This is a genomic window from Paenibacillus chibensis, assembly GCF_004001045.1.
In the GTDB taxonomy this organism is placed as follows: Bacteria; Bacillota; Bacilli; order Paenibacillales; family Paenibacillaceae; genus Paenibacillus_AQ; species Paenibacillus_AQ chibensis.
Genome location: NZ_BIMK01000002.1, coordinates 48,724 through 75,634, shown reverse-complemented (window position 1 = coordinate 75,634; position 26,911 = coordinate 48,724). Strand labels below are relative to the sequence as shown.

The 26,911-nt window shown below is 54.1% G+C and carries 19 protein-coding genes; 15 read left to right on the top strand and 4 right to left on the bottom strand.

The genetic code is table 11. The annotated features are described in order from the left end of the window. Positions 1-37 precede the first annotated feature (37 nt). The 6 genes from PCH05_RS01895 to PCH05_RS01870 all read left to right on the top strand — a co-directional run bounded on the left by PCH05_RS01895 (position 38) and on the right by PCH05_RS01870 (position 5,812). A complete protein-coding gene (locus PCH05_RS01895) occupies positions 38-1,441 on the top strand; it encodes an ABC transporter substrate-binding protein (RefSeq protein WP_127600104.1) in 1,404 nt (467 codons plus the stop codon). Between the two features lie 107 nt (positions 1,442-1,548). Then, positions 1,549-2,424: a carbohydrate ABC transporter permease gene (locus PCH05_RS01890; protein ID WP_127600102.1), complete on the top strand. Its 876-nt coding sequence runs from the start codon at positions 1,549-1,551 to the stop codon at positions 2,422-2,424. 10 nt (positions 2,425-2,434) lie between these two features. Continuing rightward, a complete protein-coding gene (locus PCH05_RS01885; protein WP_127600100.1) occupies positions 2,435-3,277 on the top strand; it encodes a carbohydrate ABC transporter permease in 843 nt (280 codons plus the stop codon). Between the two features lie 22 nt (positions 3,278-3,299). Beyond that, a complete protein-coding gene (locus PCH05_RS01880) occupies positions 3,300-4,196 on the top strand; it encodes an ROK family protein (protein WP_127600098.1) in 897 nt (298 codons plus the stop codon). Between the two features lies 1 nt (position 4,197). Further along, positions 4,198-5,118 carry a dihydrodipicolinate synthase family protein gene (locus PCH05_RS01875; protein WP_127600096.1) on the top strand — a complete coding sequence of 307 codons (921 nt, stop codon included), beginning with the start codon at positions 4,198-4,200 and terminating at the stop codon, positions 5,116-5,118. Positions 5,119-5,131: 13 nt separating this feature from the next. Further along, a complete protein-coding gene (locus PCH05_RS01870; RefSeq protein WP_127600094.1) occupies positions 5,132-5,812 on the top strand; it encodes an N-acetylmannosamine-6-phosphate 2-epimerase in 681 nt (226 codons plus the stop codon). 125 nt (positions 5,813-5,937) lie between these two features. On the opposite strand, the gene PCH05_RS01865 is transcribed toward PCH05_RS01870, so the two are convergent. Further along, on the bottom strand, positions 5,938-6,279 hold the full coding sequence (locus PCH05_RS01865) for a ribosomal protein L7/L12 (protein ID WP_127600092.1): 342 nt from the start codon (positions 6,277-6,279) through the stop codon (positions 5,938-5,940). A 345-nt stretch (positions 6,280-6,624) separates the two neighbouring features. Between PCH05_RS01865 and PCH05_RS01860 the strand changes: the two genes are divergently transcribed. Then, positions 6,625-7,524: an SDR family oxidoreductase gene (locus tag PCH05_RS01860; RefSeq protein ID WP_127600090.1), complete on the top strand. Its 900-nt coding sequence runs from the start codon at positions 6,625-6,627 to the stop codon at positions 7,522-7,524. Positions 7,525-7,640: 116 nt separating this feature from the next. On the opposite strand, the gene PCH05_RS01855 is transcribed toward PCH05_RS01860, so the two are convergent. Beyond that, entirely contained in the window at positions 7,641-8,537 is an 897-nt protein-coding gene (locus tag PCH05_RS01855; RefSeq protein ID WP_127600088.1) for a LysR family transcriptional regulator, read from the bottom strand. A 152-nt stretch (positions 8,538-8,689) separates the two neighbouring features. Here PCH05_RS01855 and PCH05_RS01850 point away from each other — a divergent pair, with 152 nt between their 5' ends. Both PCH05_RS01850 and PCH05_RS01845 read left to right on the top strand, forming a co-directional pair. Next, the gene (locus tag PCH05_RS01850) at positions 8,690-9,916 is read left to right on the top strand and encodes an amidohydrolase family protein (protein WP_127600086.1); all 1,227 of its coding nucleotides are present in this window, start codon (positions 8,690-8,692) and stop codon (positions 9,914-9,916) included. Positions 9,917-9,938: 22 nt separating this feature from the next. Then, complete coding sequence (locus PCH05_RS01845) at positions 9,939-11,174, top strand: amidohydrolase (RefSeq protein WP_127600084.1); 1,236 nt, start codon at positions 9,939-9,941, stop codon at positions 11,172-11,174. A 211-nt stretch (positions 11,175-11,385) separates the two neighbouring features. Here PCH05_RS01845 and PCH05_RS01840 read toward each other — a convergent pair whose 3' ends face one another. Further along, positions 11,386-11,817, bottom strand: coding sequence for a MarR family winged helix-turn-helix transcriptional regulator (locus tag PCH05_RS01840; protein ID WP_127600081.1), 432 nt, complete (start codon positions 11,815-11,817; stop codon positions 11,386-11,388). Between the two features lie 223 nt (positions 11,818-12,040). Between PCH05_RS01840 and PCH05_RS01835 the strand changes: the two genes are divergently transcribed. The 4 genes from PCH05_RS01835 (at position 12,041) to PCH05_RS01820 (ending at position 15,982) form a co-directional block, all read left to right on the top strand. Continuing rightward, positions 12,041-13,507 carry an MFS transporter gene (locus PCH05_RS01835; RefSeq protein ID WP_127600079.1) on the top strand — a complete coding sequence of 489 codons (1,467 nt, stop codon included), beginning with the start codon at positions 12,041-12,043 and terminating at the stop codon, positions 13,505-13,507. Positions 13,508-13,591: 84 nt separating this feature from the next. After that, complete coding sequence (locus PCH05_RS01830; RefSeq protein ID WP_127600077.1) at positions 13,592-14,788, top strand: acyl-CoA dehydrogenase family protein; 1,197 nt, start codon at positions 13,592-13,594, stop codon at positions 14,786-14,788. 182 nt (positions 14,789-14,970) lie between these two features. Next, the gene (locus PCH05_RS01825; protein WP_127600075.1) at positions 14,971-15,588 is read left to right on the top strand and encodes a LysE/ArgO family amino acid transporter; all 618 of its coding nucleotides are present in this window, start codon (positions 14,971-14,973) and stop codon (positions 15,586-15,588) included. A 28-nt stretch (positions 15,589-15,616) separates the two neighbouring features. After that, positions 15,617-15,982: a hypothetical protein gene (locus PCH05_RS01820; RefSeq protein ID WP_127600073.1), complete on the top strand. Its 366-nt coding sequence runs from the start codon at positions 15,617-15,619 to the stop codon at positions 15,980-15,982. A 46-nt stretch (positions 15,983-16,028) separates the two neighbouring features. On the opposite strand, the gene PCH05_RS01815 is transcribed toward PCH05_RS01820, so the two are convergent. Further along, complete coding sequence (locus PCH05_RS01815; protein ID WP_127600071.1) at positions 16,029-16,439, bottom strand: hypothetical protein; 411 nt, start codon at positions 16,437-16,439, stop codon at positions 16,029-16,031. Positions 16,440-17,237: 798 nt separating this feature from the next. Between PCH05_RS01815 and PCH05_RS01810 the strand changes: the two genes are divergently transcribed. After that, the gene (locus tag PCH05_RS01810; RefSeq protein WP_164766505.1) at positions 17,238-25,619 is read left to right on the top strand and encodes an Ig-like domain-containing protein; all 8,382 of its coding nucleotides are present in this window, start codon (positions 17,238-17,240) and stop codon (positions 25,617-25,619) included. Positions 25,620-25,691: 72 nt separating this feature from the next. Continuing rightward, positions 25,692-26,903, top strand: coding sequence for a HupE/UreJ family protein (locus PCH05_RS01805; RefSeq protein WP_127600067.1), 1,212 nt, complete (start codon positions 25,692-25,694; stop codon positions 26,901-26,903). Positions 26,904-26,911 lie beyond the last annotated feature (8 nt).

Below are 26,911 nucleotides of genomic sequence, written 5' to 3'. Positions count from 1 at the left end.
AAGTATGAACAACAAGATTTAAAGGGGGCATAATTCAATGTTAAAGAAACGCGTGTTTTCGGCAGCTGCCGCACTCGTCCTCGTGATGTCCATGCTGGCAGGCTGTTCCGGCGGAAGCCAGAAGGATGCAGAGAGCAGCGGCGGCGGAGATGCTTCGTCCGGCAAAAAAGATAAGGTGGAGCTGTCCTTGTGGCTGACTCCGCAGTGGAAAGGCGTTATGGATGCTTCGGAGCAAAATGCGGATTATGACAGCTTTTTCAAATATGCCGCAGACAAATTCTCCAAGCAATACGACAAGTATGACGTGAAAGTGAATGTCCAGGTCATTGCAGGCGACCAGCGCGACGAAATGCTGAACGTGAACCTGAACGGCGGCACGCCACCGGATATTTTCTTTGAAAGCGTATTCGCCATGGGCGACTACGTTCATCGCGGCGCACTGGAACCGCTCGACGATATCGTCGACGACGCGGCCAAGAAGGACATCGACCAGAAGTACTGGGATAACGTAACCTTCGGCAACAATGTGTACTTCTATCCGTTCGCCCACAACCCGGGCACACTCGCCTACAATGCGGATATGTTCAAGGCTGCGGGCCTGGACAGCTACATTGGCGATGCGAATGCCATCCAAACCTGGACGATCGACGATTACGACAAAATCCTGAAGGCCCTGAAAGAGAAGCTGCCGAAAGGCTCGTACCCAATGGGCTTGTATGCTCTGAACAACCAAGGCGATACCTGGAACCTGGCTTATCTCCGGATGTTCGGCAACAAATTTTTTGACGATCAAGGCAACATTACCGTGGATGATGAGAACGGTGTGAAAGCGGCTGAATGGCTGAAGAAGATTTACAGCGAAGGCTACACGAACCCTGGAGCGGAATCCGTATCCTCCAACGACGCCAACGCCATGTTCCAAAACCAGCAGCTCGCGATCAGCTTCACGAATCCGGTGCTGTTCAACAACTCCAAGGCTGACATGGAAGCCGGCAAAGCGCCGAAATTCGATATCCGTCTTGCCAACATCCCGTCCGCAAGCGGAAATCCGCTCTCCTTCACGTATGTCGTCGGGGCTTGCGTATTCAAAACCGGCGATGAAGTGAAAACCCAAGTCGCCAAAGATTTCGTCAAGTTCTTCTCCACCGATCCGGAGCTTGTCAAAGCATCCAAGAACAGCATTCCGGTGAGAAGCTCCGTTGCTGCGGAATTCAAGGATCAATACCCGCTGTTCGCCGCATATGACGCGAATGCTTCGAACCTGTTCAACTTCACAGGCAACGTTCCGGGCTACAGCGAGCTGAGACAAGTGCTGTATCCTGAGCTGCAGGCGATGTACATCGGCGAAAAAACGCCGGCGCAGGCGATCAAGGATTATCAGACCAAAGGCAACGCCGTCATTCAGAAAGCGAAGGAAAGCTCGATTATTTTCAAAAAATAACGTTCGGCAAGCGCAAGACAGACAAGACATATAAAAAAGATTCAGACCCTGCCGCAAGCGAAAAGCGGTGCGGCAGGGCCATGAATTTGGAAAGGTAACGGATAACCATGAAACTGAGAAACTATCACTGGAAAGAAAATGTGACCGGCTATCTGTTCATTTTGCCACAATTCTTGATGTTCCTGATCTTTATCGTCTATCCCATCATTGAAGGCATCAGGCTCAGTCTGTACAAGGTTCAATTCAATCAGGAATCGTTCGTCGGTTTCGACAACTACGTAACGCTGTTCCATGATCCCGTATTTTTCAAATCGATTTACAATACGGTTATATTTGTCGTCTTCATTGTTCTTCTAACAGTCGCTTTCGCGATATTCGTTGCTTCCTCCGTGTTCGATAAAAATGCGAAATACGTTTCGTTTATCCGGGGAAGCTATTACATCCCTGTCATGGTTTCCATGGTCGTCATGAGTATGGTTTGGGGATTCCTGCTGAATCCGGCCAATGGTCTCATATCGTATGCGGCCAGGGAAATGGATTTTTCGATCGTCAATTTGCTTGGAAATAAACACACGGTTCTTCCGGTGATCATATTCGTAACATTCGCAACCAACGTCGGTCAGGCGATCATTCTATACATTGCGGCGATGATCGGCGTGCCGAAAGATTTGTTCGAAGCGGCCGAGGTGGACGGAGCGAGCCGGGTCCGGATCATTTTCCAGATCCTGATTCCGCTGGTCAAGCCAACCACCATTTACATCACGATCATCAACATCATCGCCGTGCTGAAAATCTTCGTCGTCATCCAGCTGCTGACGGGCGGCGGCCCGAACAACGCATCCGTCACCATGATGTATTATCTCTACAACAACGCGTTCAAGTACAACCAGCTGGGCGTTGCTTCCGCGGTGGGCGTCATCATGTTCCTGATTACGATGCTATTGTCCATACCGCAGCTCAGAGCCATGTTCAAGGAGAAGTGAGGGATAAATCATGCTTCAAACGAAAGAGAAGAAAAAGCGAGAGAAGTACGATATTGTCTCGAATGTCATCATTATCGTCTTCGCAGTGCTGAATTTGTTTCCTTTGTACTGGCTGTTTACCAGCTCGCTCAAAAACAGCTCCGATGTCATCAAAATGCCGCCGGATTGGTGGCCGAAAACATTTACGTTCAGCAATTACACCGATGTGTTTAACAATCAGCCGGCTCTGCGCTGGACGCTGAACAGCCTGTTCGTCGCCGGAATCAGCACCATTCTGGTCGTCATTGCCAGCTCGATGGCTGCATATGCATTCTCCAAGCTGAATTTCTTCGGTAAAAACATGCTGTTCGTCATCTTTATCTCGAGTTTGATGGTGCCCAAAGAGGTCATGATCGTGCCATTGTTCCGAATTACGCAGGACCTTGGCATGGTGAACTCGCTGTGGGGCATGATCTGGCCGAACGTGGCTACGGCCTTCGGCGTGTTCCTGCTCAAGGGCTTTTTCGACAGCGTGCCGGACGCGCTCCGGGAAGCAGCCCGGATCGACGGAGCCGGCGAAACGAGGACATTTCTGCAAATCCTGCTCCCGATCGTCAAACCGGGCATCGGCGCGTTGTTCATTCTGAACTTCGTGCAGGTATGGAACGATTATCTGTGGCAGCTGGTGATCGGTCAGGACAAAAACGTGAAAACGCTAATGGTCGGCATTGCCACGCTGATGCAGGATTTGAATCCGAACTTTGCTTATAAAATGGCGGGTGCAACCGTGGCGGCCGTGCCGATGCTGCTGATATTCCTCTTGTTCCAAAGATACTTTACCAGAGGAATTGCCGGCGGAGCCGTCAAGGAATAAGGATACAAGCGGGGTTAAAAGGATGGAGCATGTCATAGGCATGGATGTGGGCGGTACGGAGATCAAGGCAGCCGTATTCGGCCCGGATGCGCAAATCATTTATCATCAAAAGGTTCCCACGCCTGCGGGGGAAGCCAACGTTCGAATCCCTGAGACCATCTGCGGCATGATGAACAGCCTGAAGAACCGATACGGGGATATCCGGGGCGTCGGCATCAGCACGGCGGGGGTCGTGGATACGGAGAGCGGCGAGATTCTGTTCGCGGGCGGCACGATTCCTTCGTATAAGGGGACGAATTTGAAAAAGCTGATCGAAGAGCGTTACGGAATTCCCGTTTCGATCGCCAATGACGTTAACGCCGCCGCCCGCGGCGAATGGTGGAAGGGAGCGGCCCGGGGCAGCGACCACTTCTTCTGCATGACGCTCGGCACGGGGATCGGCGGGTGCATGTTCAGCAGCGGTGAGCCGGTGCTGGGCGCCCATTACCGGGCCGGGGAGATCGGACATACCCTGTACGACAAACATACAGCCACGACGTATGAGCAGCGCGCGTCGATGTCCGTTTTGATGCGGCGGGCAACGCAAGAAATCAAAGGCTTTAGCGGGGACGGCTTCGAGCTGTTCGAGCGCGCCCGGAAGGGCGACGCGGCATGCAGCCGCCTGATCAACAGCTGGACGGAAGAAATCGCGAGAGGCATCGCCGAAATGATCCTGTTCGCGGATCCGTCCATCATCGTCATCGGCGGAGGCGTTTCGGAGCAAAAGCAATTTTTACTGGATCCCATCACCGCGCATCTGGAAGCTTACTTGCCTTCCGGCTTTTCGCAAACGGTGCTTGTCACGGCCGAGCTGGGCAACAAAGCGGCACTTTACGGCGCGGTGTATCCTTACTTTAAATCAGAGATGGAGTGCGGTTAACATGAAATCAGACATCGTTTCTCAATATAAAGGCATTTATATCGCAATGTATTCGGCCTATGACGAAGCGGGCAACGTGGATAAGGAGCGCGTCAAAAAGCTTGCCAGATCCTATGTAGGCAAAGGCATTAAAGGCCTTTATGTCGGCGGCAGCTCCGGCGAAGGCATCCTGCAGAACGCGGCGGAGCGCAAGCAGGTGCTGGAAGCCGTCATGGAGGAGGTCAAAGGCGAGCTGACCATCATTGTGCATGTCGGTGCGAACTCGACCCGGGAGAGCGTAGAGCTTTCGAAGCATGCGGAAGCATGCGGCGCGGATATCATTTCGGCGGTTCCTTCCATATATTATCGCCTGCCGGAGGCAGCCGTGGAAACGCATTGGCAGCATATGATCGACAGCACGGACCTGCCGTTCATCATTTACAACATTCCGCAAACGACGGGCTTCACGCTGAGCACGAGTCTGCTGGCCAAGCTGGCGAAGCAGGATAAGGTCATCGGCGTAAAAATGTCCGGAGAAAGCACGTTTGAGCTGCAGCAATACAAAGAGACCGGCGGCGAGAACTTCCTTGTGTTCAACGGACCGGATGAGCAGTTCCTTGCGGGCCGCATCATGGGCGCCGATGGCGGCATCGGCGGAACTTACGGCGTGATGCCGGAGCTGTTCGTCAAGCTGAACACGTTGTTCATGGAGAATAATATCGAGGAAGCGCAAGTACTCCAGACGAAAATCAATGGCATCATCAAAAAGCTCCTGGGCTACCCGTCCTTATATGGCGCCTGCAAGCACATCCTCAGCCTTCGCGGCATCGAGACGGGCGCACCGCGCCTGCCGCTGCTGCCGGTACAACCGGAGCATCATGCTTCGCTTGCGGAGCTGAATCGAGAGATCGAAGAAACGGTTGCCCAGCATACCGGGGCCTAGGAGGCGAGCATTGATGATCGGACAAATTAAAGGCGGACTCGTCGTATCCTGCCAGGCATTGAATCAAGAGCCTTTGCACAGCTCGTTTATTATGTCGAAGCTGGCTTTGGCGGCCATGGAAGGCGGCGCAGTCGGCATTCGGGCCAACAGCAAGGAAGACATTATCGCGATTAAGCAGGAGGTGCCGCTTCCTGTCATCGGAATCGTTAAACGCGATTATCCGGATAGCGAGGTGTTCATTACGGCAACGAAGAAGGAGATCGGCGAGCTGCTCGAGAGCGGCTGCGAGATGATCGCGCTGGATTGCACGAAGCGCGATCGTCCGAATGGAGAAACGGTCGCTGAGCTTGTCGCCTACTGCCGGGAGCAGAATCCGGCCGTGGAGCTGATGGCGGATATTTCGACGGTCGAGGAGGCGATCCTGGCGCAGGATCTTGGCTTTGACTGCGTATCGACGACGCTGCATGGATATACACCGTACACCTCCAGAACGAAGCTGTACGATAATGACTTCGAATTTCTGAAGTCGGTGCTGCGCGAGGTGGACATTCCCGTCATTGCCGAAGGCAATGTCATCACGCCGGAAATGTACAGCCGCTGTCTGGAGCTGGGAGCTTATGCAGCCGTCGTTGGCGGCGCGATTACAAGACCGAAGGAGATCACAGCACGTTTCGTGCAGGCTGCCGCGAAATAGAGGTCGGAACGACCGGATTCGGATACCCATTGCATGTACCCATTGGATGGGATCATCATGACGGGTTCATCGGACATGCGGAACACTAAAAAGCCGCTGACACAGGTTATGTGTCAGCGGCTTTTTTACAATACGTCCCGCTCCAATGCCTCCACGTATTCCTTGGCTTCCTTGAGGCCCATTGGACGAGCTTCCCGAAGCTTCTTGATGGCTTTAATCTTTTGACCGGATCGAAGCAGGTAGAGGAGCCTTTCATCCAGATCCGAAGAGCCGGAGGCTTCCTGCTTTTCAGAGGGAGGAGGGGAGGTTACAGCCGAGGCAGGAACGGACGGTGAACCGGCCCGGTTCCGCATCCATTCCAGATCGGCTTTGAGGTTATTCATCTGGCTTTGCAAGCTCATGACTTTGATGAAGAGAAAAACAGAAAAAACAATGGCGATAACCGCTAGTATTCCGCTCGTTTCCATGAAGAATCAACTCCTTTTTTCAATGAATCGGTGCCGCTAACGAAGTCATAACACGAGGCAGAGTTACCTAATCATAGCATAATTCTTCTTTGACTAATAACCTCAGCCTTCCAGCTTGAAAAGGCCGGCGCTGTCAATTTAGGCGAATAGAGCCAGGCCAATTCGGCATATCCATTATGGATTCAAGAAGACCGGAGAGGATGCTGGCGGGCGTCGCCGTCGTTCATATTCAGGTCAACCTCCAGGATCGCTCCACTCATATCCGGATTTCCAGATCGTTTATTTCGAAGGACCGCGGGCGCCCTGCCGGCCGGACGTCGGTCCTTAAGAAAAGAGGTGCTAGCCTTGTACCCTTCCTATCCGTATTACGGTTCAGAAGTGCAGTGCAAAAACGTCCCGCTGTCATTTCCGCCACAGCATCAATCACGGCAGCCGGGCATGGAGTATTTGATGGTACCCAGACCCATATCGGAAAATCCGGCATATCGGGGCTCGGGCAAGCTGCAAGGCAAGGTGGCGCTGGTGACGGGCGGAGACAGCGGCATCGGACGCGCCGTGTCGATCGCTTTTGCCAAGGAAGGCGCAGACGTAGGGATCGTTTATCTGGATGAGCGGCAGGATGCGGCGGAGACCAAGCAGCGGATCGAGAAGCTGGGACGGCGCTGCCTGAATATCGCCATCGATATGAGGAATGAAGAGTCACCCGCCTGGGTCATGCAAAAAACGTTGGAAACCTTCGGTAAGCTGGATGTGCTCGTCAACAATCATGGCGTCCAATATCCGCAGGAGAGCATTTTGGACATTTCGAACGAGCAGCTGCTGAACACGTTCCAGACGAACATATTGTCTTACTTCCGCATGGTCAAGGCGGCTCTTCCGCATCTTCCGGCGGGGAGCTCCATCATCAATACCGCGTCGGTCACGGCCTATCAAGGGGAAAAGACGCTGCTGGACTACTCCTCCACCAAAGGAGCGGTCGTGTCCTTTACGCGATCGCTGTCCTTGAATCTGGTGGACCGGAACATTCGCGTGAACGGGGTGGCGCCGGGACCGATCTGGACGCCGCTCATTCCGTCGAGCTTCGACGCGGAACGGGTCAAGACGTTCGGCACAGACGTACCGATGAAGCGGGCCGGGCAGCCGTTTGAGCTTGCCCCGACCTACGTGTATCTGGCCTCCGACGATTCGGGTTACGTCACGGGCCAAATTCTCCATGTGAATGGCGGCACGATGGTCGATTCCTGAAGAAGGCCTCCTAATCTTAAGCATCTATGCATTGTCATCGCTAAGCGGGGAAAACGGGCTGCATACGAAAATAAAACACGCCGGGGAGGGCGTGTTTTATTTTGGATGGAACATAGTCATACACCCTCATAAGGCTGCACCGCTCCGCTTTGGCTCAGCTCGATAAAATGCTGCGCGGCTGCCGATAAATGGTGGCCTTTAAGCGATATCAATCCCGTCGCGCCCGTCAGATGGTCATCCGCAATGCGGAGGGAATGAATGCCCGTACCGGCAAGCCGGGAGAGAACGGTCTCGGGCACGATGGCAGAGCCGAAGCCGGAGGATACCAATTGCAGCAGCAGCGGAACGTCCGAGCATTCGGCAATGATGTTCGGCTTCATGTGCCGGGCGGAAAATGCCATTTGAATCGTATAGTGAACCCCAAGGCCTTCGGTGCTCGGAAGCATTAGCGGGGTGTCCTTCAGTTCGGAGAGGGCCGTTTCGGAGCGGCCTGCGAATGACTCCTGCGCGGTGATGAAATAAAACGGCTCGGTCCGCAGGTGGAGCACGGAGAATTCGTCCAGCTCCAGCGGCAGCCGGATGATCGCAAGCTCCAGCACCCGGCTTTTGACCAGCTCGCACAAGCGAGAGGACTCATTTTGCTGGATTTTATAGGTCACATGAGGATAACGCTGTTTAAACTGATGGAGCAGACCCGGAAGCTCGGGCGAGGACAAGGTGTTGATGCCGAGATTCAGGCTGCCCTTCACGCCGTTCCCCACTTCCTTGACCTCGGATACGGCTTCCTCCATCAGCTGTGTCATCTGCAGCGCATAGCGGTACAAGGCTTTACCCGATTCGGTCAATTCGAGGAGCTTCCCGGTCCGCTCAAGCAAGAGGGTTCCAAGTTCGTCTTCCATCGCTTTCAGCTGCTGGCTGAGCGGCGGCTGGGACATATGAAGCCTTTGGGCCGCTGCTGAGATTTTCCGCTCTTCCACAATGGCAATGAAATACCGCAGCTGACGAATGTCCATGATTTTCTTTCCTCCTTGTATATGATAAACCTTATCAAATGAAACGATATTAATATTTTTCATATAGGCATCCCCATGGTAGCATACTCTATACGGAGTCTCAAAGACTCATTGTTCACGCACCTGCCATGGAGAGGAGACGAGGAAAAAACATGCAGAATTACTGGTTAACCGATGTCAGGCTGGAGACAGGCTATCGCTATGAAAACGGAGCCGTGTCCGGCACGGAAACTGGACTTTTTCATATTCGGATTGCGAATGGGAAAATCGCGGACATAACGGCTGCCTCTGCCGCATTGGAGGATACGCTGCCGAAGAAAGCGATGCACGGCCGATTAATGCTGCCTTCGTTTCGTGATATGCACATTCATTTGGACAAGACTTATTACGGTGGGCCATGGAAGGCTCCATCGGTCCCGGCCAACGGCATTTTTACGAGATTCGAAGAAGAACGCGAGCTTCTTCCAAGGCTGCTGCCGGTGGCGCGGGAGAGAGCGGGCAAGCTGATCGAGCTGCTGCTTCGGGCCGGCACGACGCGGATCCGGAGCCATGTGAACATCGATCCCGTCATCGGTCTTCGAAACCTGGAAGAGACGCTGAAATCGGCAGAGGACTATCGGGGCAGGGCCGAGATCGAGCTCGTCGCCTTCCCGCAGCATGGGCTGCTGGAAGGTCAAACCGTATCGATGATGAGGGAAGCCTTGCGAAACGGCGCTTCCTTGGTTGGGGGCGTGGATCCGGCGACGGTCGACGGCGATATCGAAAAATCGCTTTGCACCATCATGGACCTCGCCGTGGAAGCGGACGCGGATATTGACATCCATCTCCATGACAGGGGCCATTTGGGCTTGTTCACGATCCAGCGTTTGGCGGATCTGACCGAGCAGGCGGGCTGGCAGAAGCGGGTCACCGTAAGCCATGCGCTCGCGCTGGCCGATCTCACACCGGAGACAGCGGCTGAGATTGCAGACCGTCTGGCGCAGCTGGGCATATCGATTGCATCTTCGGTTCCGCTCGGCCGGACCATACCGATTCCGCTGCTGCAGGCGCGTGGCGTAGAGGTGATGCTTGGCGATGACAGCATTATGGATCACTGGTCCCCGTTCGGTAAAGGAGACATGCTGGAGAAGGCGGGCATTCTGGCAGAGCGCTTTGGCCTTTCAAGCGAAAGAGCGCTTGGCCAGGCGCTTGGATACATTACCGGAGGCATCACCCCGCTGAACGGCGAGGGCGGGCAGGCATGGCCGCGGATCGGCGATGAAGCCAGCGCAGTGTTGGTCGAAGCGAGCTGTTCGGCCGAGGCGGTTGCCCGAAGAGCGAAACGCCAGGCGGTCCTGTTGCGGGGGAATCTCGTGTCGGGATCCCTGGATCCGAAGTAGAACAAAGAAAGGGAGATGCAGGATGAAACAAAGCTTTTGGCTTATCAATGCCCGCCTCGAATGCGGATACCGGCTGCAGCAGGACGTAATTACCGGAACGGAAACCGAAATCAAACATTTGCTTATTGAGGATGGGAATATTACGAGAATCATTCCGGCCGACCAGCCGATAGGTGATCAGCTGCCGCAGATGGACGCGGGGAATCGGCTCGTGCTGCCATCTTTCGTGGAGAAGCACTGCCACCTGGACAAGACGCTGCTCGGCGGGAGCTGGAGGGCGGTGACGCCGGTAAGCTCCATTATAGGCAGATTGGAGGAGGAAAAAGGCTTCGATCCTTCCCGTTCCTTGCCGATTCGGGAAAGCGCGGCTCATTATCTGGAGGCGTCGCTCCGGTCAGGCGCGACGCATATCCGAACCCATGTGGATATTTTCCCGGAAGTGGGACTGTCGCATCTGGATGAGGTTCAGGAGGCGCTGCGCGCGTATGAAGGCAAGCTTTCGCATGAAATCGTCGCTTTTCCGCAGCAGGGTTTGCTGCGCTCCGGCTCGGAGCAGCTGGTGAGGGAGGCCATCCGCAAGGGCGCGGGTCTGGTCGGCGGGGTGGACCCGGCGACCGTTGACGGGGACGTGGAGAAGTCGCTGCAGGCCATGGTGCGGATTGCGGCCGAGGAGAATGCCGGGATCGATCTGCATCTGCATGATCCGGACCGTCTTGGCATATTCACGATCAAACGGCTGGCGGAGCTGGCCGTGGAAGCCGGGCTGCAGGGCCGGGTGGCCGTCAGCCATGCATTCAGCCTCGGGGACATCACGCCGCAGCAGGCGGCGGAAATGGCCGACCTGCTGGCGGAAGCCGGCATGACTATCATTACGAGCGTTCCAATGGGACGGAAGTTCCCGCCTGTGCGGCTGCTGCATGATCACGGGGTGTCCGTCGCCGTCGGCTGCGATAACGTCTACGATATTTGGTCGCCGTTCGGAAACGGGGATATCCTGGAACGCGCCGGACGGCTCGCGGAAATTTCCCATTGGGCGGACGAGCGCTCCCTGGGACAGACGCTCGGGTACATCACGGACGGGCTGACTCCGCTGGACTTGGCAGGCGTCCAGGTCTGGCCGAAGCCCGGTGACGAGGCGAGCCTTGTGCTCGTGGAAGCTTCCTGCTCGGCCGAAGCGGTGGCTCGAAGATCGACACGGGCGGCTACCCTGTACAAAGGGCAAGTGGTTGCCGGTTCGCTTACGAGCCCGGCGGAGTAAACCGCACGAAGCCGCTTGATAACATAACAAAAGCCGCATGACGCCATGACGTCATGCGGCTTTGTTGCGAATGGAAACCTCCTCCAAATGACGGAAGCAGGCCGTGAAGGCTATTTACTTACTGCAGGAATGGCGAGCGATGAAGAACAGACCATCTCGATACGAACGCAACGTTCCTGTTTAATGAAGTGAGAACAGATCCATATGCGCCCTAGTCCTCCGTCTCGGAGAAGCTCCAGCTGACTTTATGGAGCAATCGCAGCAGCTGCTCTTCTTCGTCCGGGCTTAAATGGACTGCCATGCGTTTATTGGACTCGTCCAAAATGGCTTGAAGCACGGGCTCGAACGCCTTGGCCTTCTTCGTCGGATACAGCAGCAGCGACCGGCGGTCCTCCGGATCCGGAATCCGCTCGATATAGCCGGCATGCTCCAGCTGCTTTACCGAGCGTGCCGTGGTGGCTTTGTCGAACTTCAGCTCCTGTGTCAGCCGGTCCTGATTGATGCCGGGGTTGTGCAGGACGTTTTTGAGGAAGCTGTGCTGGCCGCCGCTGCCAATCCCGTACGGGGCAAGCTCCTTGGCGAGCATTTTTTGATTGGAACGCTGAATATAAGAAATCAATTTGCCGATAGATTCCTTTTTCACGAGGTGCACCTCTTTTATAGGTTGGATAAGCAATAGGACTAACAAGGAAAGTAAGATATAAAACTTTCGCTCCGGGACGGATCCCTGACGCAAATAATGAATGCGCATAAGCATAAAAATATTTTATCGCAATACGGTTGCGCATGCAACTAATATGCGTTACACTGGTTACGATCTTTAGTTGCGAGCGCAACTAAAACCACTTCGAGATCAGGAGGTTGCCATGAGTGCTTCTTTTGCATCGTATCAAGAGGATGCCGCGATTCAGAAAAAACGCTGGCTAATTCTTGTTGTACTTAATTTATTCACCTTTATGTCTACGCTGGACGGCAGTATCGTCAATATTGCGCTGCCCGTGCTGTCCAAGCAGCTTGGGCTGCCGATCGCCCAGATCGAATGGGTGACGACCGGCTATCTGATGGCGATCTGCACGGTGATCCTGTTTTTCGGCAAGCTGGGGGATATGGTCGGGAAAATCCGCGTGTTCCGCCTTGGCACTTATATTTTCATCGTTGGCTCCTTGCTATGCGGGTTCAGCAGCTCGCTGCCGTTCTTGATCGTTTCCCGTGTCATACAGGCGCTCGGAGCATCGATGACGATGGCGAACAGCCAAGGCATCATCACCGATATTTTCCCCGCGAAGGAGCGGGGCAAGGCGCTTGGCCTCATCGGCACGTTCGTGTCGCTCGGCAGCATCGCAGGGCCAAGCGTCGGAGGCATTATCATTTCCTCGCTCGGCTGGGAATATATTTTCTGGGTGAACGTGCCGATCGGCCTGATTGCCGTGTTCATCGGCTGGAAGGTCCTTCCGGCGGATCTGGTCAAAGTCAAAGCGAGGGTGGATGCGCCCGGCAGCCTGCTGTTCGCCGTGTTCATCGTCGCGTTGTTCTCGGGCTTGCTCCTGGGGCAGCAGGCAGGCTACGGCAATCTCTGGATCATCCTGTCGCTGGTGCTAGCCGCCGCAGCGTTTATCCTGTTCCTCCGTGTGGAGACGAAACGGAAGCAGCCGCTGCTGGAGCTGTCGCTGTTCAAAAATCCGCTGTTTTCAATTAGCATTTTATGCGGCTTCCTCGTCTTTTCGGCGAACTTTTGCTTTAATATCATCGCGCCGTTTTATGCCCAGAACATGCTGAACCTGTCGCCGTTTTCGGCCGGCTTCCTGCTGATGCTGTTCCCGATCTGCATGGTCGTCGTGGCGCCGATCAGCGGCGCCCTTTCGGATAAGCTGGGCTCCGAACCGCTGACCTTCGCGGGGCTCCTCGTCATGGTCATTGCGCAGTTCGGCTTAGCTGCACTTCATGACGGCAGCTCGCTCTGGGTCGTGGGGACATGGATCGCGATGCTCGGCATCGGCAGCGGTCTGTTCCAATCCCCGAACAATTCGCTCGTAATGTCGCAGGTTCCGCGCACCCAGCTGGGTTCGGCGGGCAGCGTTAACTCGCTCGTCCGCAACGTGGGGATGGTCGTCGGGATTACGATTGCGACAACGACGCTGTTCCATGTCATGAGCAGCAAAGCCGGACACCGGGTGACCGGGCTTGTGCCGGGACATCCGGAAATTTTCCTTAGCGGGATGCATACGGTGTTCACCGTATCTTCCTGCATCTGCCTGGCCGCCGCTCTGCTGACGGGCTGGCGGATGTACCATGCATATGCGGTCCGGCATAAACAGGCGGCTTCCAAAGGATAAAGCCTGTCTCAAACCGGTTTGGACAATTCCGACCACATAGGTATACAATAAAGGAATGAAAGCTGCAGAGGGGAGAGTTGCCGCATGAATTCCATCCTTACGGATCCGTTTGTACGAACGGAGCGCGAAGCGGATATCGCCGCCCGTTCCGACCGGCTTGCCGTGACGTTTGCGGAGCGCGCCGCCGAGCATGACCACGACGGATCGTTTCCATTTGAAAATTTCGACGACCTGCGGGAGGCCGGATATTTGAAGCTGACCGTTCCGGCCAGCTACGGGGGCGAGGAAGCCTCGCTGTACGAAATGCTGCTCGCGCAGGAGCGGCTCGCCAAGGGAGACGGCTCGACAGCACTGGCGGTCGGCTGGCATGTCAGCCAGGTGCTGCAGCTGCGCATGAAGCAGTCGTGGCCGCCTAAGCTGTACGAGGAGTTTTGCAGACGGGCGGTGGACGAAGGAGCGATGATCAACCAGTTCGCGAGCGAGCCGTCAACCGGCAGTCCAAGCCGCGGCGGGCGTCCGCAGACGACGGCGGTCAGAACGGAGGGCGGCTACCTGCTGACCGGACGCAAAACCTTCAGCTCGCTCCTTCCGGTACTGGACCAGTTTACGGTTACCGCCTATGTGGAGGACGAGGAGAAGATTGGTACCTTCTACGTCCGCAGAGGACCCGGCGTGGGCATGGAAGAGACCTGGAACACGCTGGGCATGCGGGCGACGGGAAGCCATGACCTGCTGCTGGAAGACGTGTTCGTGCCGGAAGAGGAGCGCCTCGACCGATGGGAAGGCAGTGACGGGTCAGCCCTCGGAACGGGCATGTCCGACCATGGCGGCGCGCTGCTGCATATTCCGGCCTGCTACCTCGGTATCGCATGGGCTGCGCGCGACTTCGCGGTGAAATTCGCCGCGGAATACCGCCCGAGCAGCCTGCCAGGGCCCATTGCCGATCTGCCGCATATCCGGCACAAAATCGGCGAGATGGAATCGGAGCGGATCACGGCGCGGACGCTGCTGTACAGCGTGGCCGACCGCTGGGACCGGCTGCCGGGTGCGCGTCCGACGATGAAGCCGGAGCTGGGGCTCGCCAAAACGGTGGCGACCAACGCGGCTGTGCGCATCGTCGACCTCGCGATGCGGATCGTGGGCGGATCGAGTCTGTCGCGCACCCTGCCGCTGGAGCGGATGTACCGCGACGTCCGTGCGGGGCTGCATAATCCGCCGATGGAGGACGCGGTCGGCGCGATGCTGGCGCAGCGGGCGATCGGGGAAGCGGCTAGCGTTTAAGCGAGCTATAAATACAGAGAAAAACACCGGATGCTTTTGATCCGGTGTTTTTTTGTTATCGTCCTCCAAGATGGCATTCACAGAATCCGGAACGCATGATAAGATATACATTCCTCGGGGGAGTTCCGGATATACATGAGATTTGCGATTGATTTTGACGGAAAGGACAAGGTTTAACGGATATGCTGACTGCCATCATTCACGGTATGCTGCTTGCGCTGGGGCTTATTTTGCCTTTAGGCGCGCAAAATGTGTTTATTTTTAACCAAGGGGCCTCGCAGCCCCAATTCAAAGGGGCCATTCCGGTCATCGTCACGGCAGCCTGCTGCGATATGCTGCTGATCCTGCTTGCGGTGCTCGGCGTGTCGGTCGTGGTGTTCACGATTCCCGCGCTGCAGACAACGATTTTCATCATTGGCCTGGCATTTTTGCTATATATGGGCTGGTCTATCTGGAAGAGCAAGCCGGCGAAGCTGGACCGGCGCAAGGCGTCGCTGCCTGCGAAGAAGCAGATCATGTTCGCCATGTCGGTGTCGCTTCTGAACCCGCATGCGATTTTGGATACGATCGGCGTCATCGGCACGAGCTCGCTCGGCTACACGGGAATGAACAAGCTGGCGTTTACGGTCTCCACGATGGCTGTCTCCTGGCTCTGGTTCTTCGCCCTTGCCTACGCCGGCAAAAAAGTCGGAGACGCGGACCATGGCGGCAGGGTGCTGGGCATCATCAACAAGCTGTCCGCTCTTGTCATTTGGGGCGTGGCCGTCTATATTGCGCTGAAACTGTTTCATGTGGCTTAAGATTAACGGATGAGGAGAGATCGATCCGATGAGCGATCCGAAAAAACAGCTGATGTTGAATCTCTTCGCCTGCTCGCCGATCCTTGCCCTGGCATGGGCCGTCGCCGCAACGCAGATGGAGGATGATTCCCTCATGGATATGGGGCCTTTCGTTCCCGCCGTACTCGTTTTTCTCGTATTGTTTCCTTACTATATTTGCTTAAGCCTGATGCATTACGGATTCCTGCGGTTATTTCGCAGCACCGCGGTTATTGTGGCGGTCATGAATGCGGCCGGACTGCTGTTGTCAGGAATCGCCGGCATGTTCATATTCAAAGATGCCTTTTGGCCTCTATACTCTGGCGTGTTCCTGTTTTCAGCGGTCACACTGACCGGTTTTTTGCGTCAGGTCTGAAGGGAAATCAAATTCTTTTCGTAGATATTGTTGCAAAGTTGAAGCTTTAAAGAAATGTTACATGATGAAATCTGAAGGAATTGTCTTCGAACTCTACGATTAATTGTTCAACTCCAAGGATTGATGCATCTGATTTCCCGACAACACCATCAATCCATGCACTGATTTTTTGTAGGATATTTTCTTGAAACGCAGAAATAGCCGTGTCTGGTAAACCAGAAACAGTAACAGGATAAAACGAAACTATACCTTCCCTTGAACGATTAACTGATACGGATACAACAACGAGGCCATTTATTTTCGGTTTGTTGGTGCATCTTGAATCAAACTCGAACTTCCTGCGCAAACCAAAATTCACATCAAGCGAATCTATGTGACCCAAGGTTGCTTTAAGATATCGCTTCGAGGAGATATAGCGTTCGGTCTTCGGTAAATTCCTTGTGAATGTAAACTTCATTAAGACCAACTCCGATTGATAGGCTGATTAGTCTGTCCCATCGGACAAACCGTAAGTGATGACCGCTCTAAAAGAAGAGACCGCACTCTAATCCATTGTTGCTTTCTTACAAGAATTAAGCAACATCACGCTTTGGATTTCTGCCTCATCAAAGTTTTTGTGCGGCTTTTCTCGCAGTTCCTTTGTAAAGGCATCAACAGGGATCTTATGTCCAGTATTCGGAAATGATTGAATCTTTTCTGGCATCGAATATTTTGCACAATGAATATAAACTTTGAAAGCAAACGGTCTGATGAAAGCGTCAGGACCGTTTTTTTGCGTTCAGCGACTACCACAAACACGGCGGGGGATTCATTTCAGCTTGGTCAGCACCACGCCTCCGATGATCACCGCAAGTCCAAGCCTCCGGCAAAAGAATCGGTATGCACCTCAATGTTTCGCAAGGCCAACAATTTTATACGGAGTAAAAATAAGGCGGACGCTCAGAATCTGCTCCAGAAAAGGGTTTGGCGAACCCATTGGCCTGCCACTTGGGTATATTTGTATATTCTTTTTTTGACATATGTTTATTGTGACTTAACAGAGGGATAATCTTGTGTTTACAAAAGTTAATATAATTAACAATGTCGGCTGAGTCTGTGTGCGGATTCAGTTGGTACAACGAAGAGGAACTCAAGAAAGAGGGATGTTTATTGATGAATGATTAGCGGGAACCCGGTTGTGTCAAGGAGGGTGAGGTTTGCAAGATGCTTTTTGAAAAACCGGAAAAACGACATTATGAATAGGAGCCATGCTCAAATGTTTAAGTGGATGAGTAAGTACAGGAAGTGGGTCAGCGCTGCATTAACCGTGTTGATTATGGCGGCATCGGTTATGCCGGGCACGCTAGAGGTTAAGGCGGACGACGCGACCCCGGAAGTCGTTGCGGGCTGGACATTTTCGGCAGCGAACCTGGACACTGCGAATAGCGGCATTCCTTCCAACGCCAATAAAGCGAAGCTGATTCTAAGCGGCGGAAGAACGCCCACCTATTCTTCAACAGGCAACACGATTTATAAAGACAACTGGGCTTCCGGAGAGTATTGGCAGGCACAGCTGAGCACGTTAGGATATTACGGATTGACCCTTTCCTTCAAACAATATGGAACGGCAACAGGTCCAAGGGATTTTAAAATCCAGTATAGCCTCAACGGTACTGATTTTACGGATGCTTCCGAAACCTATGCGCTAACCACAACAATCGCGCCAAAGGACTTTTCCTTACCTGCAGCCGTAGACAATCAGGATACCGTATATATTCGATGGTTGAATTCGACGAACGTTTCGATCAACGGGGGAACTACGGCGCCGTCAAACGGTAACAGCCGAATATCAGACATTGCCGTCAAAGGGTTGACTCAACCTCCCGCGCCTGTCGGCGTGACGGGCGTATCACTCGATCCAAGCGTTCTTCCGATCTCTGTCGGCGGAAAAGCAGCATTGACCGCTGCCGTCAAGCCGTCGAATGCGACGGAACGGTCCGTGACCTGGGCGTCGAGCAATGCCGCGGCAGCGACCGTGGATAACGGCGTCGTGACCGGAGTAGGCGCTGGACAAGCGACGATAACCGTAACGACGGTTGACGGGAATTTTCAAGCATCGGCGGAAGTCGATGTTACGGATGGACCGGTTCAGGTCACAGGCGTGACGCTGGATAAAAGCAGCTCAAATTTGACGGTTGGAGGATCCGACCAGTTAAACGCCAAAGTTCAACCGGCAACGGCGGCCAATCAGCAGGTGACTTGGGCTTCGGATAACGAGGCGGTTGCGACCGTGGATGCTCAAGGTAAAGTAACGGCCAGGGGACCGGGAGCTGCTGTGATTACGGTTAGCACCGTCGATGGAGGCTTCAAGGCAGCGGCTTCGGTCAACGTGACTCAAGCCAAAACCGCCGATCCGGCTGCTTCCAAAATGACGGCGACCAGCCTGACGAACGTGGTGGGAACCGTCGGCGCGGTAGCGGGCAATTCGGCGGTTACCTTATATTTTGCCGATAACACCATCGCAGGATCGACAACAGCTGCCGCGGACGGATCTTTTAATCTGACGTTCAGCAATCCATCCTCGCAAGCCTCTTTTTATGTTACCGCGCAAGAGAATGGCAAAATCATCAGCAACAAGATCCCGGTCAGTTTCTCGGCAGGCATGGATAAACCGGGGGACGTCGTGATCAGCCAGATGTATGTCAATGGCGGAAACGGCGGGGCATTCTACAATACCAAGTTTTTTGAATTGTACAATACGACGGATCAGGATATTAACTTCAACAACCAGTGGAGCATCAACTACTCTTCCTCGGCGGCAACCAGTTTTACGGCTGGCACCAAGCTGACGGGAACGATCAAAGCCCATGGATACTATCTGGTTGCAGGCAGTAAAGCTGCCACCGGCAAGGATCTTCCGGTTACTGCTGACGTGACGACAACGATCAACCCCAGCGCATCGACGGGGGGAATCCTCTGGATTGCGAATTCCGTCTCGGCCTTAAGCGGCCAGGATGATCCAAAGGCCATCGATATCGTGACGTACGGCAACGGAACGAACACCAATTTCACGCTTAAAACCGACCATTGGGGTACGCCGTTCTATCACTCCAGCATTGGAGGCGGAACCATACTTCGCAAAACCGATGCCGGTTCCGATCCTAAAGGCGCATTCGGGTCAGGCAACGGATTCTTTTCCAAAAACCCATCCAATGACTTTGTTTTAAACGCGCCGGGCAGCACCAGCAATCCGGAAGAGGTTTTCGTAAGAAACTCGAAATTTATGACATCCCCCGACGCGGCCAAAATCCGTTTTGCGAACACAGGCGGAAATGGAACGGTCACAGGCTCCGCGGGATCCGTACCGGATTCATCCAAAGTAAGCGCATATGTGCTGAATAGCGGAAAGCTTACGCGTGCAGCTCAGATTGATGCGGGTGCCGACGGATCTTTTTCGCTGAGCTTCGCGAATGCAGGCTTGAATCAGACGGTTTATGTCACACATCAGGATATGGCTCAACCGGCTCCGAAAGAAAGCGTCTATGCACGCGTTGACGCCGCAGGCAATCCGGGAACCGTCGTTCCGATCGGGGATCTTCGCCAGAACGACGACAAAGGCTTTCTGCTGAACGCCGGATATGCCGCGACGATCGAAGGTATCGTGACCTCCGACAACAACGCGTTAGGTACTGAAAAAACGAGCTTTTACATCCAGGATACCACGGGTGGCATCCAAGTCATCAGCAGCCAAAATCCTTCCTTCCCCGTATCGGTGGGCAGCAAGGTGAAAGTGGCGGGCAAGCTGGTATTATCAGCGGGTGCCGCGCAGTTCATCGCAGCCTCGATTACGGATGGGGGCCAGGATACGGCGCCAAGCGCCACCGTCCATAACCTTGACGATTTGAGCGCTTATGCCAAGGTGGAGCCGCTGGAAGGGACATTGGTTTCGGTCCGAGGCAAAGTGACCAATATCCCGTCGGAAGGTCCCGACTATAACGTTACGGTGACTGACGATTCGGGAAATACGGCTGTCATCAAAGTACTGAAAACGTCCAGCATCGACATCAACACGGCTCTTGCCCTGGGTGATATGTACAATTTCACAGGCATCGTGAGCCAATCGAAATTGATTTCGCCGTATACGAGCGGGTATTTTATTCTGCCAAGGAATGCCTCGGACATTAAAGGGGATCTGCAGTTTACTCACGTTCCTTTGACCAAGGCATATACCGGTCTCGACGTCTCGGTCAAGGCGACGGCCAAATATGCGGACTCGGTGACTCTTTATTATAAAAATGAAGGGGAATCCGCGTTCCAGTCCATCCCGATGGAATCGGCCGATAAAGTTAATTACAATGCCCAAATTGCCAAAGACAATGTGAAGGCATCCAAAATTTATTATTACATCGAGGCTCAAAGCGCAGGTCAGACGTCTAAAACCTCCGGAGATGCCGATCATCCGCACGGGGTTGATATCGTCGAGGATAAGGATGGTCCGGCTTATGCCAACGAGCAGCCTGCCCGGATGGACAGCATCGAATCGTACCATCCGGTGGTATCCGTAGATCTGGATGATCCGAACGGAGTCGATGCAGCTTCGCTCAGCATTTCCATCGACGGCAAAGACTTCACGGCCAAAGCGGCAAAGTCGGAAACCCAGATCAAGCTTGTGCTGACGAGCGAAGATGATTTGAAGGTCGGCGAGCACACGGTAACGGTAAACGCGAAAGATAAGCTCGGCAACCCGTCGACCACGTCGTGGACGTTCCAGATTGTTCAGCGGTTCGCCGGCGGAAACCATTATCGCGGCACGACGCATAACCATACGCAAATATCCCATGATGCCAAAGGTTCTCCGGAAATGGCTTTGCAGGCGGCACAGGCGCATGGTTACGACTATTTCGCGTTCTCCGATCATTCGCATGATATCGACTCCAGTCTCGCAGGCTCCGATTCGGTGGACCATAACGGTATGCCGGAGCGCACCGGCGGCGCGGATTGGCAGCTTACGAAAGACCTGGCCAATACGTATACGAAAGATGGAAATTTCGTCGTATTCCCGGCATTCGAAATGACGTCGACGACGTGGGGACATTCCAACGTGTTCGGAACGACCAACTTCATCGACCGGATCCAAAACGGCGGAAAATACCAAAATCTTCAAAATTATTATGCCTGGACGTTGACCTACGACAACATCGTGGCCCAGTTCAACCATCCGGCCATGTCCGCGAACGCATTCGACAATTTTATCCCTTACGATAAAAACGTGGACAGGCTGTTTACGATGCTTGAAGTCGGCAACGGCTCCGGCAACTACTCTTACGTCAACGCCGAAAACAAGTTTTTCAGCGCACTGGACTTGGGATGGCATGTGGCTCCGACTTACGGGGAGGACAACCATGACGCCACCTGGGGACAAACGAAAAAACGCACAGTCATCGTCGCGAAGGATCTTTCCCAGGAATCCCTTCTGGACGCGATGCGCAAGATGCACGTTTACTTCAGCGAGGATCCCAACTTTTCGCTGGACGTACTCGCGAACGGATATTACATGGGAGCTACAGTAGACTCCAAAAATCTCCAGTTCGATATTACGGGCAGCGACCCGGTATCGGAAAGCTCTTCGGATCCCAAGTACAGCTTCATCAAGACGCCTTCCAACGACAACATCGCGAAGGTGGAATTGGTGACGAACGGAGGCCGGGTCATCGATAGCTATACGCCTACGGATGAATCGACTTCCTTCAGCTGGAAACCGGCGGTCAATGTGGTGGGCGGCCAGCAGTGGTTCGTCGTCCGAGTCACCCAAAAGGACGGAGACCGTACCTATTCGTCGCCGATCTGGTCTCCAGCCGATCCACTGTCAGTCAAAGTGAACGATCTTTCGATCACGGAAGGGGCAGCGATTGCAGGCATTCCGGCGACGCTGAAAGCGGGAATCTCCAATTTGGGCACGATCGCGCTGACGAACCTGACCGCTCATTTTTATTACGACAGCATCGACTCGGGTCATTGGATTGGGGATGCAGCCATTCCTTCCCTTACGTCCAACCAAAACGTGAACGCGAGCGTGGTGTGGGCGAATCCGGTAGCCGGCAGCCATAAGCTGATCGTCGTGCTGGCAGCCGGAGACGGCAATGACCTTGGCGATAACAAGTTCGAGCAGGCGGTTGACGTGAAAGCTCCGCTGGGCATCAAGGTCATGATCGACGCCACGCACAACAATGAGAACACGACAAGTGACACGGGGACATACGCCAACAACTTGACGGACCTCACCTTGAAGCTGAAGCAGCAGGGGTATACCGTGGTGGAAAATAAAACCGCGCTGTCGGATCAGCTCTTGAATGATGTCGGCGTGTTGATGGTGACGCATCCGAGCAGTGCTTACTCGGAGAGCGAAATTGCCGTATTGAAAAGCTTTGTGAACCGCGGCGGTTCTTTGCTGCTGACGGAAAAGAGCAATTTCGGCGGCACGCCGCAAAATCTGAACAGCCTCTTGTCTGGGGTCGGTTCAACGATCCTGATTAACAATGACGGCGTATTCGACGAGACAGCGGCCGGAAACTTCTGGTCGACTCCACTCAATTCCAACTTTTCGGTAAGGCTGCATTTATCGCCGGTCAGCAACGGATTGACGGATTTCGTATCGCTGCTTGACTATTACAGCGGTCCAAGTCTTGCGGGCAATGACGGTTCTGGCAATAAAGTTCCGCTTGCCAACAGCAGCACGGTGACGATTCTGGCCACCGGCAACGAAACGACGTTCCAGGATTCGCCGCAGGTGAAGGCGGATACGGTAAAATACAACGTTCATACCTCGAACGGCAAAACGGGACCGGCCTTGACGAATGTAACGGGCGGAACCGCTATTCCGCTCGTGGCTTCGGAACAAATCGGCAAAGGACGTATCTTCGTGGCGGGTATGAATATTTTCAACGATAAGCAAATGACCCAGAACGACGGGCCGACGAATAATGTTCCGTTCGGATTGAAGATCGTCAATTGGCTTGCGAATCGTGAAACGAAAATTACGCCGATTCATGACGTTCGCCAGCTTCCGGAAGGTACGGACGTTGTCGTGCAGGGCAAAGTGACGACAACCGCTTTCTACGATTCCGCGTATATCCAAGACGAAACGGGAGGTATCGTAGCTTTCAGCGAGGTTCCGGAAGGAAAGCTTCAACTTGGCGATACGGTACGGGTATATGGCCATATCGGCTCGTTCGAAAATGATAAAGAACTCATATTTGACAGATTCGACAACAGCATCGTGAAAATCGATTCCGGTCCTCCGGTCGAACCAAAACGGGTCAGCACGGCCGAATCGGTCTCGGAGACCAACCAGGGGCAATTGGTACAGGTGAAAGGGAAAGTAAAGGCGATCCCGGATGAAAGTACCTATATCGTCGATGACGGCTCCGGTGAAGTCACGGTATTCGTGGATGGATACATCACCAACAAAACGGGCGCTCCGGCCGACATTAAAGTCGGCGACACCTTGCTTGCTACCGGTCTGAGCGGCAAATATTCCAAAGGAGACCGGATCCGTGTTCGCGATACGAAAGAATTGATCGTGGTTGACGCTACGGCGACGCCGGTATCCGGTGTGACGCTGGACAAAACGGTGCTCGGTCTGAAGGTAGGCGAAAGCAAGCAACTGACGGCGACCGTGGCACCTGTTACGGCAGACAATAAAGCCATCACGTGGACGACGAGCGACGACAATGTAGCTTCGGTCGACGCAACCGGCAACGTAACGGCCATTGCCGAAGGAACGGCGACGATTACGGTCACGACGGAGGATGGCGGGTTTACCGCGACGAGCATCGTTACCGTGACGAAAGACGATTCGAGCGGTGGCGACGACGATACGGCAGTGACGGGCGTAACGCTAGATAAGCTTACGCTGAGCCTGAAAGTGGGAGAAGCAGGCCAATTGATCGCGACGGTTGCTCCGGATACGGCAGTGAACAAAGCCGTCACGTGGACGACGAGCGACGACAATGTAGTTTCGGTCGACGCAACCGGCAACGTAACGGCCATTGCCGAAGGAACGGCGACGATCACGGTCACGACGGAGGAAGGCGGGTTTACCGCGACCAGTATCGTTACCGTGACGAAAGACGATTCGAGCGGTGGCGACCATACGCCGATAACCGGCGTGATATTAGATAAGCCTGCGCTTAGCCTCAAAGTGGGCGAAACGGATCAGCTGAAAGCGATCATCATCCCGGATACGGCATTGTACAAAGCCGTGACATGGGCTTCGAGCGACAGCAGTGTTGCAGCAGTCGACGCGGTCGGTAAAGTAACGGCCAATGCGGCAGGTACCGCAATCATTACCGTTACGACAGAGGACGGCGGCTTTAAAGCGACCAGTATCGTAACAGTTTCCAATCCGAACTCTGGAGACACCGGGGGCGGCGGAAACAGCGGAAGCGGCGGAAACAACGGAAGTAGCGGTAATACAGGAAGCAGCGGTAATACAGGAAACGGCGGTAACACAGGAAACGGTGGAGGCTCAGGCAACGACAGTTCCGGCTCCAGTGTCACCATTCCTTCCGGAAGTCTTGCCGGCGGAACGAACGGCATCATTGCCGTCGAAGTTCCCGCACAAACGACGGAAGTGAACCTTCCAGGAAACGTTGCAGATCTGATCAAGCAGAATGCGCTGCAGATCCATTCGGATCTGATTACGCTGACCCTGCCGTCCGAGCTGCTCTGGCAGTTATACGGCAAGCTGACGGCAGAGGAACAACAGGGCAGCAGCATATCGCTCAAGCTTATTCCTCTGAACGATGCCGATGCCAAGAATGTCATCAATGATAGCAGCCAAGCAGCTCATGCGAGCTTGAAGCTGGGCGGCAGCATCTATGATTTGACGCTTTCAATCAAGTCGGCCGACGGCAAGTCCGTTGTTCTGTCCAAATTCGACAAGCCGATCACGATCAAGTTGAAGGTTGATGGATCCATCCATCCGAAGCGTGCCGGCATCTACTATATTGCCGACAACGGAAAGCTTGAATACGTCGGCGGAACGTACGCAGACGGCTATATGATTGCTCAAATCAGCCATTTCAGCAAATATGCCGTGTTTGAAATGATGAAGGCATTTGCTGACGTGCCGGCCAGCCATTGGGCAGCCGAAGTCATTCAGGAATTGGCATCCAAGCAGCTGGTGAACGGTACCAGCGACACGACTTTCGAGCCCGAAAGAAAAGTTACGCGCGCTGAATTTGCGGCACTTCTCGTCCGGGCGCTGAAGCTTACCGACACAGGATCTGTGGCGTTCGCGGATGTCAAGGACGGCGACTGGTATGCCGAAGCGGTATCCATGGCCGTGAAAGCAGGCATCATCCAGGGTAAAACCCCGACGTTCTTCGACGCCAATGCGCATATTACCCGCGAGGAAATGGTCACCATGCTGATGCGGGGATATGAGCACGCCTATGGCAAGCCCGCATTGAAGGGGCAAGCGGTGTTCTCCGACGAGACCAAGGTTTCGGCTTGGGCTTTGCCGTTCGTCAAATCGGCGACGGAGCTTAAGCTGGTGCAAGGACGCTCGGCGGGCAAATTCGATCCGAAAGGCATCACGACACGGGCCGAATCGGCGCAGGTCATTTACAATGTATTGATTCAGACGACAAGATAGCAGAACATGATGGATTGCAGGATGCCCTTCTACAGAGGAGCGGCATCCTGTTCATTTTAGAGGAGGCAACTCATGCATAGGCATCAAAAGGCACTGCGAGTATCCCTGATGATTACCATAGCAATTGTTTTCGCGCTGGGTTCCTTTAACCGGCAAGCCGATGCTCACGCCTACAGCGCCAGCTACACCACCTTGGACATCTCGAAATCCCGTATTGAAATGACTTATTCACTTGATGAACTTTCCGTCATCGAACTGGTTGGCGGCGACATGGACCAAAACGGCATGTTGGACGAGCAGGAATTCGAGGCCGTGAAGGACCGGCTGCTTAAAGTGCTTGAACAAGATATCGCGTTTAAAATCGACAACCAGCCTCAAGCCTGGTCGGATGTCGAAAGTCTGGTCATGGACCGTCAGGGCGACGCAACCAAAGCGATCCTGAAGTTGAAGTTTCCTTCGGTAACTTCTTCGCAGCCGATGTCCTTAACGGACCGCTTGTACGTCAATAACAAAGCAACGGCCAATTATGTTGATCTGGTAACGATCCACTACGGCAGCCAAAAGAGCACGGCGGCATTATCCGGAAGCAACCGGGTATGGGCCATGCAGCTGACGGATAACGAGTATGCGAATCTGGGCCAGGATGGCCAGACAGCGCAGCAAGACGCCGCTAACGCCCCGGATGGAGAGACGCCTGCGTCTGAGAATCCAGGCGGTACTTCCCAAGCTTACACCGGCTGGCTTTCGTTTTTTACCTTGGGGATGAATCATATTTTATCTGGATATGATCATCTGCTCTTTTTGTTTTCCCTGCTGATCGCAAGGCAAACCTTCAAGCAGTATGCTGCGATGATTACCGCCTTCACGGTAGCCCACAGCATCACGCTGACTATGACGGTGCTCGGATTTATCAACGTGCCTGCCATCATCGTCGAACCTGCCATTGCGCTCAGTATTTGCTACGTGGCCATCGACAACATGATCCGCGAACGTGTCAGCTACCGCTGGGTGCTAACCTTTATTTTCGGACTGATTCACGGCATGGGCTTTGCCGATATTTTGAAGGAGATGGACATCCCCCGCAGCGAGCTTGCCGTGGATTTGGTCAGCTTCAATTTGGGCATCGAAACCGTGCAGCTCATCATGGTCGCCATTCTTTTGCCGCTCCTCGCGCTTTTGCATCGCTGGAAATATTCGAGACGCACGGTTTTGGCATTCTCCACCGCAGCCTTTGCGCTGGGAGGAATTTGGCTCGTTCAGCGGCTGTTTTTTCCTAATCCATGAATGAAGAG